Source organism: Actinocrinis puniceicyclus (genome assembly GCF_018283645.1).
Taxonomy (GTDB): domain Bacteria; phylum Actinomycetota; class Actinomycetes; order Streptomycetales; family Catenulisporaceae; genus Actinocrinis; species Actinocrinis puniceicyclus.
This window is the reverse complement of the sequence record NZ_JAGSXH010000127.1, coordinates 1-14998: the sequence shown is the minus strand read 5'-3', so window position 1 is coordinate 14998 and position 14998 is coordinate 1. Positions and strand designations below refer to the sequence as shown.

12 protein-coding genes and 1 pseudogene are annotated in these 14998 nt (G+C 70.6%); 4 read left to right on the top strand and 9 right to left on the bottom strand.

Annotation, left to right across the window (positions count from 1 at the left end; all coding sequences use genetic code 11):
• Positions 1-58: 58 nt before the first annotated feature.
• Positions 59-1339, top strand: a pseudogene (locus tag KGA66_RS24325) (nucleotide sugar dehydrogenase); the annotation flags it as partial.
• A 150-nt stretch (positions 1340-1489) separates the two neighbouring features.
• Here KGA66_RS24325 and KGA66_RS24320 read toward each other — a convergent pair.
• Complete coding sequence (locus KGA66_RS24320; protein WP_211471023.1) at positions 1490-2116, bottom strand: TetR/AcrR family transcriptional regulator; 627 nt, start codon at positions 2114-2116, stop codon at positions 1490-1492.
• Positions 2117-2432: 316 nt separating this feature from the next.
• Here KGA66_RS24320 and KGA66_RS24315 point away from each other — a divergent pair, with 316 nt between their 5' ends.
• Positions 2433-3419, top strand: a complete 987-nt coding sequence (locus tag KGA66_RS24315) for an NADP-dependent oxidoreductase (RefSeq protein WP_369015953.1) — start codon at positions 2433-2435, stop codon at positions 3417-3419.
• Here the strand turns inward: KGA66_RS24315 and KGA66_RS24310 are convergent.
• The 6 genes from KGA66_RS24310 to KGA66_RS24285 form a co-directional block, all read right to left on the bottom strand.
• The gene (locus tag KGA66_RS24310; RefSeq protein WP_211471019.1) at positions 3397-4650 is read right to left on the bottom strand and encodes a mannosyltransferase family protein; all 1254 of its coding nucleotides are present in this window, start codon (positions 4648-4650) and stop codon (positions 3397-3399) included. The two genes, KGA66_RS24315 and KGA66_RS24310, sit on opposite strands and share 23 nt — an antisense overlap.
• Positions 4651-4911: 261 nt before the next feature.
• Positions 4912-5850, bottom strand: coding sequence for an alkaline phosphatase family protein (locus KGA66_RS24305; protein WP_211471017.1), 939 nt, complete (start codon positions 5848-5850; stop codon positions 4912-4914).
• A gap of 204 nt (positions 5851-6054) precedes the next feature.
• A complete protein-coding gene (locus KGA66_RS24300) occupies positions 6055-7116 on the bottom strand; it encodes an ABC transporter ATP-binding protein (protein ID WP_211471015.1) in 1062 nt (353 codons plus the stop codon).
• A complete protein-coding gene (locus KGA66_RS24295; protein ID WP_211471013.1) occupies positions 7116-8129 on the bottom strand; it encodes an ABC transporter permease in 1014 nt (337 codons plus the stop codon). The genes KGA66_RS24300 and KGA66_RS24295 overlap by 1 nt, the downstream gene beginning before the upstream one ends.
• The gene (locus KGA66_RS24290) at positions 8114-9031 is read right to left on the bottom strand and encodes an ABC transporter permease (RefSeq protein WP_211471011.1); all 918 of its coding nucleotides are present in this window, start codon (positions 9029-9031) and stop codon (positions 8114-8116) included. Before KGA66_RS24290 ends, KGA66_RS24295 begins: the two co-directional genes overlap by 16 nt.
• 128 nt (positions 9032-9159) lie before the next feature.
• A complete protein-coding gene (locus tag KGA66_RS24285; RefSeq protein WP_211471009.1) occupies positions 9160-10323 on the bottom strand; it encodes an ABC transporter substrate-binding protein in 1164 nt (387 codons plus the stop codon).
• A gap of 497 nt (positions 10324-10820) precedes the next feature.
• Here KGA66_RS24285 and KGA66_RS24280 point away from each other — a divergent pair, with 497 nt between their 5' ends.
• A complete protein-coding gene (locus KGA66_RS24280; protein ID WP_211471007.1) occupies positions 10821-11621 on the top strand; it encodes a GntR family transcriptional regulator in 801 nt (266 codons plus the stop codon).
• Positions 11622-11779: 158 nt separating this feature from the next.
• Positions 11780-12385 (top strand): hypothetical protein, encoded by a 606-nt coding sequence (locus KGA66_RS24275; protein ID WP_211471005.1) that lies wholly within the window; start codon positions 11780-11782, stop codon positions 12383-12385.
• Here KGA66_RS24275 and KGA66_RS24270 read toward each other — a convergent pair.
• Positions 12337-14118 carry an amylo-alpha-1,6-glucosidase gene (locus KGA66_RS24270; protein WP_211471003.1) on the bottom strand — a complete coding sequence of 594 codons (1782 nt, stop codon included), beginning with the start codon at positions 14116-14118 and terminating at the stop codon, positions 12337-12339. The two genes, KGA66_RS24275 and KGA66_RS24270, sit on opposite strands and share 49 nt — an antisense overlap.
• A 51-nt stretch (positions 14119-14169) precedes the next feature.
• On the bottom strand, positions 14170-14998 hold an 829-nt coding region (locus KGA66_RS24265; RefSeq protein ID WP_312887058.1), incomplete at its 5' end, for a carbohydrate ABC transporter permease.

Here is a 14998-nt window from a genome sequence, read left to right as displayed (position 1 = left end):
CCCGCCTGCCCGCCGTATCTCTCAGTTCTGATTCTCGTTTCCTGCGATCGGAAGTCTCGTGCGGATCTGTGTTTTCGCCCTCGGTAAGATCGGCCTGCCGCTCGCCGTCCAGTTCGCGGGACGCGGCCACCAGGTCGTCGGAGTGGACATCGCCCCGCGCGTCGTCGAACTCGTCAACGCCGGGCTCGCGCCGTTCCCCGGCGAGAGCGGCCTGGACGAGGCCCTCAAGCAGGTGGTGGCCGAAGGCCGGTTGACCGCGACCACCGAGGCCGTGGCCGCGGTCTCCGGGTGCGAGGCCGTCGTGATCGTCGTCCCGCTGATCGTGGACGCGCACGGCGTGCCCGACTTCGGCGCGCTCGACGCGGCGACCAGCGCGACCGCGGCCGGGCTGCGCCCGGGAACCCTGGTGAGCTACGAGACGACGCTGCCGGTCGGCACCACCCGTGGACGGTTCGCGCCGATGCTGGAGGCCGGTTCGGGCCTGGTCGCGGGGCGGGACTTCGCCCTCGTGTTCAGTCCGGAGCGGGTCTCCTCCGGCCGGATCTTCGCCGACCTGCGCCGCTACCCGAAGCTGGTGGGCGGGCTCGACGCGGCCAGCGCCGAGCGCGGGGTCGCCTTCTACGAGCAGGTGCTCGAGTTCGACGAACGCCGTGATCTGGCCCGGCCCAACGGGGTGTGGAACCTGGGCGGCGCGGAGGCGGCCGAACTGGCCAAGCTGGCCGAGACCACCTATCGGGACGTGAACATCGGCTTGGCGAACACCTTCGCGCGTTACGCCGACCGGATCGGCGTGGACGTCACGGACGTCATCGAAGCCTGCAACAGTCAGCCGTTCAGCCACATCCACCAGCCCGGCATCGCGGTCGGCGGACACTGCATCCCGGTCTACCCGCGGATGTATCTGTGGAATGACCCTGATGCCGCGGTGGTGCGCGAGGCGCGCGCGTCGAACGCCGCCATGCCCGATTACGCGGTCGAGCTCCTGGCCGCGGAGCACGGCGGTCTGGACGGGGCCCGCGTCGTCGTGCTCGGCGTGGCTTATCGCGGCGGGGTCAAGGAGACCGCGTTCTCAGGGGTCTTCCCCACCGTCGAGGCCCTGAGCGCGCGCGGCGCCGCGGCGTTCGTCGCCGACCCGATGTACACCGAGGACGAGATTCGCGCGCTCGGCTTCGAGCCCTACGTTCCGGGCTCGCCGGTCGACGCCGCAATCGTGCAGAGCGACCATCGGGAGTACCGCGAGCTGACCCCGGACGACCTGCCCGGTATCAGGACTCTGGTCGACGGCCGCCGGATCACCGATCCGCAGGCGTGGACGGCGGTTCGCCGCCGGCTCATCGGCGCGGGCGGCGCGGGCGGCGCGGCTGGCACCTGCGGCGCGGGCGGCGCGGCTGGCACCTGCGGCGCGGGCGATGCGGGCGATGCAGGCGGCGCGGGCGATGCAGGCAGCACAGACGGCACGCGCTGAGTAGCGCGTGCTGAGGGGCGGCCGCTAACGTCGCACGGCCGCCGCGCCGCGGACCGCGGCATCCGGGCGTGCCCGGGGTCCTTTCGCGGCCAGGGGCGCCGTGAGAGCGCGCAGATCCTCGACGACGTCGGCCAGCAGCTTGTCGGGGTCCTGATCCGGTTGACGGAACCAGGCCGCGGCGGCCTGGCTGAAGGCCGCCATGCCGACCTGGGCCGCCAGTGCAGCCGTCGATTCACCGGTGCCCCGCTCACGCAGGGCTGCGGCCAGCGCCTCGGTCAGCAGGGCGGTCTTCGTCTGCTGCCGCTCGCGCAGGGCCGGGGTGTCGGCGATGACGCGTCGCAACGGTTCGGAGAAACGCCGGTTGCCCTCGAACAGCGAGGCGGCACAGCGGAAGGACCACAGCAGCGTGGGCAGCGGCTCGAGGTCCCCGGGCGCGTCGGCCACAGCGGCGACCAGGACGTCGCGCAGGGCTGCTTCGCCGTCGAAGAGGACTTCGCGCTTGTCGGCGAAGTGCCGGTAGAACGTGCGCTCGGTGACGCCGGCCCGGGCCGCGATCTCGGCGATGGTCACCTGGTCGAAGCCACGCTGCTCGTAGAGTTCGAGAGCTGCTTGCCGAAGGCGCAGGCGCGCCGGACCTCCGTCGCGGGGCATTTCGCCAGTATAGAGCGGTAGCGCCGGCGGCTGACATCAAGAGCGCGGGGCGGGCAGCACCACGTGCCGCGCACGCACCGAAACCCGTAACGACAGTCTCTGTCGCTACGTGCTAGGCTGAAGCGTAGCGACAGAGACTGTCGCTACGTGCGTCCCCGACGCCGCCGGCCGACATCCCCACCGACGCTGCCCGGCGGCTTTCCAAGACCGCTCCCTGGAGACAAGAAGCATGGACACTCACGCCACCAACGCTGCCACCAACGCTGCCACCAACGCGACCGCCCCCGCACCTGCCACCGCAGTTGCCATCGCCACCATGAACGCGATCCGCTTCCACGAGTACGGAGAAACAGCCGACGTGCTGCGGATGGAGCAGGTCCCGGTGCCGGATCCAGGCCCCGGTCGCATCCGTGTGGCCGTGCACGCGTGCGGGCTGAACCCGGCCGACTGGGCCCTGTGCAGCGGGCTGTTCCCCGGCAGGCTTCCGCGCGGCATCGGCCTCGATGTCTCAGGGACCGTCGACGCGGTCGGTGACGGCGTCACCGGCGTCGCCGCCGGCGACCGCGTCCTGGGCCGCGCCGACTACGCCGGCGGGCACAGCGCCGGCGCGGCCGATTTCGCGATCATGGACCACTGGGCCCATCTTCCCGCCGGCCTCGACCCGGTCCAGGCCGCCGCGCTGCCGATGGCGGTCGAGACCGCGTACCGCAGTATCGAAGGGCTGCGCGTCACAGCGGGGCAGACGCTGCTGGTGAACGGCGCCGGGACGACGGTCGGATTCGCCGCGGTTCAGATCGGCCTGCTCCGCGGCGCGCGCGTGTTCGCCAGCGCCGGTGCCACTTACGCGCAACGCCTTCGCGCACTGGGCGCGACGGTGACCGCGTATGGGGACGGGATGGCCGAGCGGGTCACCGCGGCGGCCGGTGGACCGGTGGATCTGGTCCTTGACACCGCACCGCCCTGCGGCGCGCTGCCCGCACTCGTCCGGATCACGGGCGGTGATCCGCGCCGCGTGCTCACCGTCACCGACTTCGCCGCCGCCCGCGAACTGGGCGTGCGCACCAGCTTCGACGGCGACCAGCCCGCAGCGCGGCGATTCGACGTGCTCGGCGACTACGCCCGGCGCGCCGCCGACGGCCGGTTCACCATTCCGGTCGCCCGCACCTTCCCCCTCGACCAGTGGCGCGCCGCGCTCGAAATCAGCCAGAGCGGCCAGGCGCGGGGCAAGCTCGTGTTGCTCCCCGGCGAGGCGAGCGCCGACCGTCCGGACTCTCCGAGCGCTACCCGGCCCACCGGTTGGTGAGGAAGAGGTATGCGACGGTGAACATGATCGGCGTCGAGACCGTCAGGTAGGCGGTCTTCAGCCAGGGCCGTCGAACGCACCACACGCCGAGCGCAGCCCACAGCGGCCACCAGGTCAGCATCTCCCGCGGTACCGAGAGGTAGACGTGCGAGGTCGCGAGGGTGCCGACCGACAACAAGACGTAGACGAACTCCGCCCACCGGCGCCTGACGGCCAGCCACACCACCAGCGCCAGCCCCACCGCCGTGGCGAGGATTTCGACCTGGTACTCCCAGGCGGTCGCCGCGGGCAGATAGTGCCCGAACGCGTAGTGCCAGGTGTTCGCGAAGGTGTGCCAGGGATAGGACAGGTGCCGGTTCCAGCCGACCCGCTCGGCGTGCTCCCAGGCGTTCCAGTCGCCGGTGAGCGAATGCAGGTAGGTCATGAAGGCCGCGACCGGAACCAGCGGGAGCGCCAGCGGCCAACCCCTGAGCCACCCGCGCGGCCCGCGCGGACGGCTCTGCAGGAACAGCACCGCGACACCGGCGAGTACGAACAGGCCGTTGACACGGATCGCCGCGGCGCCGGCCAGCAACACTCCGGCCGTCAGCCAGCGCTCCCGGCGAGCCGCCAGCCAGGCCGACAGGGAGCAGGCGAGGAACGGCGTCTCGGTGTAGCCGGCGGCGAGGAACACCGCCGCGGGCGCCCACACGAACAGGGCCACCCCGTCGCGCACGGCGGTGCGCGCGCGCTCTCCCGTCTCGCCGCGTGCCGCCGCCTCCAGCGCGACGATCCTGCTCAGCGCGACGACGGCGATCGCCCCGGCGACGAACGAGATCAGCAGGCCCGAGTACACCCACGAGCGGAAGACCAGGTGCACGGCGTAGAGAATGCCCGGATACCCCGGGAAGAACGCGATCGAGGCGCCGTGCCGTGAACGCAGCGAGTATCCATGTGCTGCGATGCCGTAGTAGCGCAGCCAGTCCCAGCGCTGCCACACCGAGGCCCAACCGTGCGGTTTCTTCGCCACCGCGCCGAAACCGGTCCAGATCACCGCCCAGGTGATGAGCACCAGCGCGGCGCGCGAGACGAGCCAGGTGCGCAGCGCGTCGTCCTCGATCGCGCCGAGGCCGAGCCGCGCCCGAAGCCGGGCGAGCGAGCGCGCCGGCACCAGCGTCGGCCTTCTGCGGTCTGCGCCGGCCTCGACCGCGGGTGCCGGATCCAGCTCAAGGTCGCGAACATCGGAAGCCACGGCCGTGAAACTATGCTGCGCGCGTGTACTGCACCCGAAATGCGCGTGACCGGAATCGGAATGGGACGTCTTCGTGCGGGTCGCAGACCCGGTACGGGCTCCGGAACCGCACCCGCCGACCCTGTACAGCGGGACACCGGACCGCGCGCCGGGTCGTCCCCGGCGCGCGGTAGGCCATCCGTGCCGCGGGGCCGCTCAACCGCCGCGGCCCACCCGGTCAGAGCACTGTCAGAGCACTGTCAGAGGACGGTGGGAGCTGCGTCAGAGGTTGAACGCGGAGGTGAGGGTCGGATACGAGGACGCCTGGCCGAGCGCCGGCAGCCCGAGCAACTGCTCGGCGGTGCCCAGCAGCGAGTAGTGGTTGAACAGCGTCGCCGAGGTGCTGCCCGCCGCGGTGCTCGGACTGATGACGATCGTCGCGACGTGGCAGCTCTGGTCACCGGTGTTGGCTGCGCAGCTCTCCCCGCTCGAGCCGCTGCTGCCCTCGTCCCAGGTCAGGAACACCGCGGTGGTGCCGCTCTGGTACTCGGCGCTGTTGAGGATCGTGGGCAGATCGTGCGCCAGCCAGGTGTCGCCGTCGGCGATGGTGCCGTTGTGCATGTCGTCGATCACGTTGGGCGTGACGAACGAGAACGCCGGCAGGGTGCCCGCGGACAGGTCCGTGGCCAGCTGCGTATACGGCACGTCGAAGGTCGAGCAGCCGCTGAGCGAGGTGAAGTAGGGCGGCGGGTTGTGCCGCACCGCGTAATTGCCGGAGTTGGACTTGTCGCAGTTCGAGGGCATCGACTCCTCGTACGCCTTCCAGCTCTCGCCCTGGCCGAAGATGCTCGCCGCCGAGGTGCTGCACCGCTTCGAAGGGCCGCAGTCGGTGTCGAACTGGCTCAGGGAGCTGACGGCCAGTCCGGAGACGGCCCCCACGTAGTTCGGCAGGCTCGGGTGCGAGACGTTGTGGTAGTTGGTCGCCAGCCCGCACTCGCTCGCCAGCGAGTTGATGTACGGCGCCTGCGAGTTACCGATGATGTCGCTGTAGCTGTGGTTCTCCATCCACACCCAGATCACGTGGGTGTACGTCGGTGCCGTGGTCAACGTGCCGCACGGCCCGGTGGCGGCCGCGGCGGACTGCCGCGACCCGCCCGCGGCGACGACGCCGCCGATCGACATCAGCGCGGCCACGGCCAGAGCGAGAAACCTACTGCGCATATGCGACTCCTGGAAATCGTGGAAATCCTGGGAGAACTGTGGGCGCGGAACCCGGCTGCTTCACCGGCCGGCCCAAGGTCGCAGCGTGCTGTTTTACCGGGCCGCGCGCAAGCCCGATCGGCGAGCATTCGTCCCTTATTCGCCTTTCGGCCCACTGCCTTGCGCGCGGGTGTACGCCGCGCGAACACGACCGGCCCGGCCTCGTCAGGGCTCGATGACGAGGACGGGTCTGGCGGCCGGGACCAGCCGGGCGCGGCCCGCGGCCGGGAACTCGGACGCCCGGTGCGAGGGCAGATCCGCCTTCACCTGGGTGCCGTCCTCCAGCACCACCGCGATGCGCGTGATCGCGCCGAGGAAGGTCGCGGTGCGCACCGTGCCCACCGCGGGGTCCGCGGCCGCGCGAGCCGGCACCGCCTCCAGCCCGACCGCCTCCGGTCGCAGCAGGACCTCGACCTTGGTGCCGGGGACCGGCCGCTCGCCGTCGACCGGGAGGCGGTGCCCGGCCACCTCGACCAGATCCGTGTCGACCATGGTGCCGCGCACCCGGTTCATCGTGCCGACGAACTGCGCCACGAACGCGGTCGCGGGGCGCTGATACAGCTGCGCGGGCGCCGCGCACTGTTCGAGCCGGCCGGAGCGCATCACCGCGACCCGGTCCGCGATCGAGAGCGCCTCTTCCTGGTCGTGCGTCACGAACAGCGTCGTGATTCCGAGGTCGAGCTGAACGCGCCGGATCTCGTCGCGCAGTTGCAGACGGACCTGGGCGTCGAGGGCTGAGAGCGGTTCGTCGAGCAGCAGCACCTTCGGGCGGATCGCCAGCGCGCGGGCGAGCGCGACGCGCTGCTGCTGGCCGCCGGAGAGCTGGTGCGGGTAGCGGGCGCCGTGGCCGCCGATGCCGACCAGTTCCAGCAGTTCCTCGGCCCGGGCCGCGCGCGCCGGCGCGGCGGTCTTGCGCAGCCGCAGGCCGAAGGCGACGTTCTGCGCCGCGGTCAGGTGCGGGAAGAGACTGTAGGACTGGAAGACCATGCCCATGTCGCGCTTGGCCGCGGACAGCGGCGTGATGTCCGCGCCGTCGAGCCGCACCGCGCCCGCGTCCGGGCGCTCGAAGCCCGCGACGATCCGCAGCGCCGTGGTCTTGCCGCAACCGGACGGGCCCAGCAGCGCGACCAGTTCGCCCGGGGCGAGCGCGAGCTCGAGTCCGTCCAGCGCGCGCACCGCGCCGTAGCAGCGGCGCAGTGCGCTCAGTTCGAGTCCGGCGGCGGGCATCAGGAACTCCGGTCGGTGACGGCGGCGGCGCGGCGGCCGCCGAGGAAGGAGACGAGGAACAGCACGGCCCAGGAAAGCAGCAGGCTGAGCAGCGAGACGGCGATCGGCAGCTGCCCGCTGCCCTGGCCGTCCTGGACGATCCAGACCGCGAAGGGCACGAAGCCGAGGATCGAGGCGACGGTGTACTCGCCGAAGACCAGCGCGAGGGTGAGCACGGCCCCGGACAGCATCCCGGCGCGCAGATTCGGCAGCAGCACCCGCCACAGCACGATCGGCCACGAGGCGCCCAGGCCGCGGGAGGCCTCGACCAGGATCTTGAGATCGACGGCGCGCAGTCCCGCGTCGAGCGCGCGGAAGGCGAACGGCAGCGCCAGGATCGCGTACACGAACGGCAGGATCAGCGGGAAGGACTGGCTCTGCAGGTCTGCGTCCAGGCGGAAGATCCAGCTGCCCTGATCGTTCAGGCCCCAGCCCAGGACGCTTGAGACGCCGGCGGTCAGCGCGACCGGCGAGACCACGAGCGGGACCATGGCGATCGACTCCACGACGCCGCGCAGCCGGGGCAGCCGCAGCCGGATCGCCACCATCGCCGGGACCAGCAGCGCGAATTCCAGCGCGATCGTGGTCAGCGCGAGCAGGAACGTCATGCGCACGCTGGCCGGAAAGCCGCTCGCGCCGAACAGCTGCCCGTAGGGAGCGAGGCTGAACTCGCGCAGCCGCGGGTTGTACACGGTGAACCAGAGCGCTGAAACCAGCGGCCCCAGCAGGTAGATCCCGACGACGCCGAGGATCGCGGCACGCCACCAGCGCACGCGGGACAGGCGGCCGGTGACACCGCCGCGCGCCGACCACCGAGCGCCGACGGCGCGGCCCGGGGAGGCGGCGCGGTCCGGCGCGGCGATTTCCGGCATGGCGCGGTCCGGGCCGCCGCCCTCAGGCGCGGCGCCTTCCGGGCCGCCGCCTTCCGGGCCGCCGCGGTCCTCGGCGACCTCGCCGGTCACGAGTCGAGCCATCGCGCACTCCTCGCCCGCAGCGGCAGATAGACGGCCATCATCAGGGCACAGATGAAGATCGTGTCCAGGCTCATCGCCATGCCGAGGTTCTCCTGCCCGGCCAGTACGTTGCCCGACAGCACGGACGCGATCCGCAGCGTGATCAGCGGAACCGTTCCGCCGGCGAGCGCCTGCGCGGTGGCGTACGCGGCGAAGGAACTGCCGAAGCAGAGCACGAATCCGCCGAGCAGGGTCGGCAGCAGGATCGGCCCCCCGACGTGCCGCCAGTAGTCCCAGGCCGAGCCGCCGAGCCCGGCGGCCGCCTCGCGCCACTGCGGCCGCAGACCCTCCAGCGCGGGCATCGTGGTCAGCACCATCAGCGGGATGAGGAAGTAGGGATAGACCAGTACCAGGCCGGTGAAGGTGTCCAGGGCGAATCCGGGGTCGATCCTGCGGATCAGGCCGGTGGCCTCGCCCGCGGTCCCGGCGGCCGCGATGAAACAGAAGGCCAGCGGGATGCCGCCGAAGTTGGCCAGCACCCCGGAGGCGGTGAGCACCGCCTGCCTGAGCATCCGGCCGCGCGACTGCGCGATCGTGTGCGCGGTCATCAGCCCGACGACGGCGCAGATCAGCGCGGTCAGCAGGGAAAGCCGCAGCGAGCCCCACATCGCGGTCAGGTAGAAGCCGCTCCAGGACTCGGCGATGTTGCGCGCGGTGAACGAGGTCACTCCGGTCGCCGGGTCCGTTCGCCGGACGGCTTCGTAGAGCAGCGCCCAGGTGGGCAGGCCGAGGAAGAGCGCGCAGTAGACCAGCAGCGGCGCGACCGCGGCCCACGCCCCGAGCGCGCGTGGTCGGCGCAGGCCGCGCCGCGTCGGCGCCGGATCCACCGCGCCCGCGAGCGGCGGATCGGTGGTGACCGCCATATGAGGCTCCTTAGATGTGCAGGCGTGGGTTGCGCACCGGGCCGGTGCGTGCGGCCGGGGCCGGAAACGGCCTGTGCCGCAAGGGTCGGGGCGGCAACCGTCCGCACGGCTGCCGCCCGGGCCGGCGGTCAGCCGAGCGCGGAGGCCCACTTGGCGGTCACGGCGTTCTGCGCGTTCGTCAACTGCTTCGCGGTCGGGAACTGCGGCGTGCCGTTCACCCGCGGCAGGTTCGCCAGGTCGGTCGCGTCGAGCGTGTTCGCACTCTGCATCGCGGTGAACTCGACCGGCCGCGCGAAACCGCCCATGAAGTCGTTCTGGCCGGTGGTGGAGTACAGGTACTCCTCCCACAGCCGCGCGGCGGCCGGGTGCGGCGCGTACTTGTTGACGGCCTGGTCGTAGTAGGCCGAGTAAAGGCCGTCGGAGGGCACGGTCACGGTCAGGGCGACGCCCTTGGGCTTGAGGTCGGCGGCGTACTGCGAGTTGTTGAACTCCCAGTCGATCGCGATCGGGGTCGAGCCCTGCTCGATGGTCGACTCGGTGGAGTGCGTCGCGTTGAAGACGCCGAGCGACTTGAGCTTGGCGAAGAAGTCGACGCCGGGCTGGATGTCGTCCAGCGAGCCACCGTTGGCCAGCGCGGCCGCCCACACGGCGCTGAACGCGGCGTTCGCGCTGGTCGGGTCGCCGTTGATGGCGACCTTGCCCTTGTACGCGGCGGCGTGCGCCGGGTCCTTCAGGTCGGCGAAGGTCTTCGGGCACGGCGCACCGGACAGCTTCGAGGCGTCGCAGGCGATCGTGATGTAACCGCCGTAGTCGCCGTACCAGGCGCCGTTCGAGTCCTTGAGCGAGTCCGGGATGTCACTCCAGGTCTGCACCTTGTACGGAGCGAACAGGCTCACGTAGGGCAGCGCGTGCGAATTGCCGACGTCGACCACGTCGGGCGCGGAGGACAGCCCCTTCTGGTGCTGGAGCGCGTTGATCTCGTCGCCGCTGGAGCCGTCCGGATTCGCATCGTTGATCTTGATGCCGTACTTCTTCGAGAAGTCGTCCATGAGCTTGCCGTAGTTCGCCCAGGTGCGCGGCAGCGCGATGGCGTTGAGCTGGCCTTCCTTCTTCGCGGCGGCGACCAGGGCGGTCATGCCGCCGTCGGCCGCGGCGGAGGTCGCCTTGGACCAGTCGGCACCGCCGGAGCCGGCGGAGCCGGCCGAGGCGCCGGCCGGAGTCGAATTCCCGCAGGCGGCGGCAGCGAGCGCGACGCCCGCGGCCAGCGACGCGAGCTTGACGATGCGGTTCATCTCAGGGTGCCTCTTTCGTCGGTGCGCAGTGTGCGGAGGTTGACGTGGATTCGAGCGGGTCGAGCCTCGTGTGTGACCGGAACGAACCGTCGAGCAGCGCGGGGAGCCGGGCCGCGCTGTCGATCAGGTAAGTCGCGCCGGCTTCGGCGAGCCGGTCGCGGTCGTGGACGGTGGTGGCGGCGGCGAGCAGTCGGCCACCGACCGCAACTGCTCGTTGGGGCCGGGCACCCAGACCAGCCCGAAATCGCTTCGGTAACCTGTCTGGACAAGTGGAAGTAAGCCCGGTTCGGATGGCCGAGAGGTGAACACGGCGCGATGGCTTCGCGTCGCCGCGCGCAATAACACCCTCTACTCGCACGAAGAGCCGCTGTGCGCGGCTGGGACGCGCGGCGATCGTCTCTCCGGTGGTGCCCGGAGCCGTCATCTCGGCGTTATGCTCGCCAGGCTCCAGCGCACACGCGAACCGAGGCGCCTGAGCGAAGACAGGGGGATCCGGTATGTCCGCGCGTTACCTGCAGATCGCTTCCGAATTGCGGCTCGCCGTCGACCGGGGCGAGTACCCGATCGGTTCGCTCCTTCCGTCCGAAGGCGAACTGGCCGCCCGTTACGGCGTCGCGCGCGGCACCGTGCGGCAGGCGGTCGCGCTGCTGGAGCGGGAGGGCGTGGTCACCCACCGCCAGGGCGCGCGGCGCACGGTGGTCGGCGCGGTGCCGACGCAGAGTTTCGCCGAGATGCAGAGCTTCTCGATGTGGGCGGTCAGCCAGGGGCACGTGCCCTCGGCGCGGGTGCTGCACAAGGAGGTGCGCCGCGTCACCGGCGCCGATGTCGAGCGGCTGAACGCGCCGCTCGGCGAGGAGGTGTTGGATCTGCGGCGGGTCCGGCTGCTCGACGGCGTGGCGGTGATGGTCGAGCGCACCCTCTACGCCGGCATCCTCGCAGAACACGTACTCGCGATGGAGTTGACCGAGGGGTCGATCACCGAGCGGCTGACCGAGTCGGGTTTCGTTTACGCTCATGCCGATCACCGCATCGACGCCGTGAGCGCGGGCGTCGTGGAGGCCGAACTGCTGGGTGTCCGCCGGGGCAGTGCGCTGCTGCGCCAGCGCCGGGTGACCACCTCGCCCAGCGGTGTCGCCCTGGAGTGGTCGGACGACCGTTACCGCGCCGACGCGGTGACCATCACCGTGCGCAATTCAATGTCCGAAAACACGCTCGCCCGGCTCTCCGCGCGCGGCCCCGGGCGCGCTCGGCAGGTCGCGCGCCCGGGGCCTGTGGGTTCTTCAGTCGGCGTGTTCTGATTTACGCACTAAGACCGCGAATGGGCCTTCGGTGTCCCGTGGGTATTTCTGGGCTCGGGGCGTCGTTTTCGTGTTCGCGGGTGTGGGCGGGTGGTGGTGGCTACGCTGGGCTCAGGGCGCTGACGTGGTGTCGGGCCGAGTCGATGGGCGGTGGGACGGTGTCGGAGCTTGAGGCGGTGCTGGCCGATGCGTTGCCGGTGATGAGCGCGGCGGTGACCGCGTATGGGGCGGGGGTGCTCTCGCGGGTGGAGGATGCGGCCGCGGACGCGACGGTCGGGTTGGGGCGGCGGTTGCTGCATCGGGTGTGGCATCGCTCGGCGCGGCCGGATGCGCTGCAGGGCGCGGTGGCGGAATTGGCGCAGGCTCCTGCGGATCCGGATGCGCTGGCGGGGTTGCGCTTGCAGCTGCGTAAGGTACTCGCGCAAGATCCACAGCTGTTGGCAGAAATCGCGGGGATGCTGCCGGCGCGCGGTGCGGCGGCGACCGCGTCGGGCGAGCGGTCGGTGGCCGTCGGCGGGAATAACAGCGGGACGACGAGCAACGAACCTAAGCAGGTCAGTGCGTCGTACGTGCGCCTACGGACACAGGGACGCTACGTCGCTATCTGCGCGTACCACAGTGCGCACCAAATGGCGCCGACTCACGTCGTACCGGTCATGCCGGACGTGCCACAGCCGGTCGGTGAATCAGCAGGCTTTGATGCGCGTCATTCGCGTCATTCGCTCCGAGCCATTTCCCGGCGTCGCGCGGTCCGCCGCTCGTGAGCGGCGGCCAGGATCAGGTAGGCGCTGGCGGTCCACGTGTACGCCCGGTCCCTGAGCGGGGCTCCGGTCTGGGCGCCGAAGTTCTCCGCGAATCCGGACCGCTCGCACAGCCCGCGGAACCGGGCGCTGATCTCGTCGGCCAGGTCGGTGTGCCCGCCGCGGCGCAGGCCGTCCTCGATCAGGATCGTGCTCGGTGCCCAGATCGGGCCGCGCCAGTAACCATCCTCCTGGTAGTGCGGTGAGGACGGCGATTCGGTGGCGAGGCCGAACTCGGTCAGGTGCGTCTTGATCCGTTGCGCGACAGCGGCCAGGACGTCCTCGGGCAGTTCCGCACCGAGCACCACGGGCACGAGATCGAGCAGGCTGCCGCTGGTCCACCTCGCGCCCGTGTGCACGCCGCGCGCCGCGAACGACTCGCCGGTCCACAACTGCGCGAGCATCGCGGCGCGCAACCGGTCGGCGGCGCCGGCCCAGCGCGTCGAGGCTGCCGAGTCGCCCAGTTCGTCCGCCAGATCGGCCAGCGCGCGCGCCTGCAGGATCAGGAAGGCGGCCAGGTCGCCGGTCTGGATGACCCGTTCGGGGTCGAAGGTCGTGGCATTGTCCCAACCGCTGTCATTGCCGTGCTGGTAATGCGGCAGGACCTGGTCCGGGGCGCACCGGGCGGTAAGCCAGAACTCTGTCCAGCGCTCCAGCCGCCGGTACAGCTCGGCCAGTTCGCCCGGCTCCAGCGGCTCGGGAAGCCGGGCCCTGATATTGCGCAGCGCCCAGCCGTGGATCGGGGGTTTGACAAAGTTGTAGAGGGCCTCGGAGTGGGTCACCGAGTCGGGCAGCGCGCCCGTCTCGTCCTGGTGGTCGAACGGAACCTGGAACTGGTCCCGGGCCAGCCCCGGCGCCCCCTCGGCGAGCGCGATCGCGTTGAAGCAGTGGTCCCAGCTCCACACCTTGTCCATCCAGTGCTTGGACATCAGCACCGCCGGCCGCTTGAGGAATCCGCGCGGCTCGACGGTGGCCGACCACAGGACGTAGGCGGCCGATTCGGCCGCCGGAGTGCGCGCGCTGCGCCAGGGAGCCACGGCTTCGAGGAACGATTCGAAAGTCGCGCGGGTGCGATCCGCGACCTCGCCGAAGGAGCCGGAGCGCGCGTAAGGGCGTCTGGCGCTGTCGAATTCCTCGACGGCGATCTCCCACATGCCGTCGCGCTCGGACATACCGAGCCCGCGCTCGCTCGTGCCCAGGTCATGGACCCCGCCGGATTCGACCGGGCGGCCGGACAGGACAGTGACCCGGTAACGGCGACCCGTCTCGTAGGCGGTGAACACGTGCGCGCCGTCGACCGGGTCGCGGTAGAGGTAGGTGCCGCTGAACGGAGTCAGCGTCGGATTCGCCGCGAGCAGGCGCAGGCCGAGACCATCCCCCCTCAACCGCACTGTATCAGCGTTCTCATAAACCAGCTCGATCCGCCTGGAACCGTCGCCGGCCCCTTCGCCCGCTTCGCCGTCCAGAGTCCAGGCCAGCAGCGCCGGCGTCGCGACGACCCGGGTTTCGACCCGTGCGCCACCGAGCATCGGGACGAAGCGCAGGACCGGATGCATGCGGGTCTGATGCGAGACCAGGTGCAGGTCGTCGGCATACGTGTTCTGAGCTGTCACCGGTGAGATGTTGAACCAGGACCCCGAATAGCTGAACGGGATGTCCTGGACGGAGAAGGCCGGGCCGGTGCGGGCGACGGTCATCAGCGGGTTTCTCTCATTTCGTGGTGGAGGCTGGGCCGTTTCAAACACGGCCTAGTCCTTGACGGCGCCGGCGGTGACTCCGGCGGCGACGTAACGCTGGGCGAGGATCAGCAGGACGGTGGCGGGGATCGAGGCGACCACGGCAGTAGCCATGATCGCGTTCCACTGCTGATTGTTGTTACCGATGTAGTGATAGATCCCCAACGTGATCGGCTGACGCGCCCCACCCTCATCCAGAGTGCTGGCGAAGATGAAATCCGACCACGCCCACAGGAACGTGAACAACGACACCGTCACCAACGCATTGCGCGAGAGCGGCAGCACGATCGAGACGAACGTGCGCACCGGCCCGGCGCCATCGGTGCGCGCCGCCTGCATCAACTCCTCCGGAATCGCCCGCATGAACGCGGTGAACACCAACACCCCGAACGGCACCGCGATCGTGGAGTCCGCGATCACCAAACCGGGCAGGGTATTGATGGCATGGACCGTCAGCAGGATCGCGTAGAAACCCATCGCCATGATGATCCCCGGAATCATCTGCGCCGCCAACAACACGAACGAGAGCACCCCGGCCCCGCGCGGGCGCAGCTTCGCCAGCGAATAACCCGCAGGAGCGGCAACCAGCAGCGTCAGGACGACAGTAGCCAGCCCGACGACCAGACTGGTGCCAAGGTAAGGCAGCTGCTGATCGACGACCGCCCGATACCCCTCCAGCGTCCCGTGCACCGGCACAAACGACGGCGGACTGCGGCGCAGGTCCTGATCCCTGGTGAAAGAAGCATTGAACATCCAGTACACCGGGAACAACATCACCCCGGTCAGCAGCACACCCACCACCGTCTTGAACCGACCCCGCCCGCGCGCACCACCACGCCAC